The organism is Acinetobacter sp. 1566109 (assembly GCF_000582255.1).
Classification (GTDB): Bacteria; Pseudomonadota; Gammaproteobacteria; order Pseudomonadales; family Moraxellaceae; genus Acinetobacter; species Acinetobacter nosocomialis.
The window spans coordinates 1-713 of sequence record NZ_JEYB01000217.1 but is presented as its reverse complement, the minus strand read 5'-3'; the positions used below and the strand labels follow the sequence as shown (position 1 = coordinate 713).

The window sequence follows — 713 nt, the reverse complement described above, 5'->3', positions numbered from 1 at the left end:
CCTTTGCCAAAAGCTATAACAACACAACTTAGTTTTTAACGAGTTTGATCGCCATACGGCTGATTAAGCTTTAAATCGTCACGACTAAAAACTTGCAGCAACAATAAAACTTGAGATGTGCCAAGCACAGTCTTTATAGGCTTTGCTATGCCTTTTTTTTAGCTTCAAAAAAGTAAAAGGCTTTTATATCTCATTTATATACAACAAAAATTTAATTTTATAACGGTAAAACTATGCCAAATTTAATTCTCCCAACACGTGCTTTTGAGGTTGTAAAAAAAGGGATCGACTTATTTCACTACGGTGGCTTTCATATGGTCGGTGTCGACAAAATTGTGAAAGAAACCGAAGTGAATAAAATGACGTTTTATAATTATTTTCACTCTAAAGAACGCTTCATTGATATCTGTTTAATTGTGCAAAAAGAACGGCTCCAAGACCAAGTGGTTGCAATAGTGGAGTACGACCATGACACAAGCACAATCGATAAACTCAAAAAACTTTATATATTACACACCGACTTAGAAGGGCCGTACTACTTATTATTTAAGGCTATTTTTGAAACTAAAAACAGTTATCCAAACGCTTACCAAACTGCGGTCAGATACAGAACATGGCTTAGCAATGAAATATATAGTCAGCTTAGATTACTAAAAAACGATGCAGCCTTTAATGACGCCAAAATATTGCTATATATGATTGAAGGCGCAATT

Annotated in this window: 1 protein-coding gene; it reads left to right on the top strand. The window is 34.4% G+C overall.

Annotation, left to right across the window (positions count from 1 at the left end; all coding sequences use genetic code 11):
* Positions 1 to 233: 233 nt before the first annotated feature.
* Positions 234 to 713 (top strand): TetR/AcrR family transcriptional regulator (locus tag J582_RS25495; RefSeq protein ID WP_032049004.1); only part of this gene is annotated, 480 nt, incomplete at its 3' end.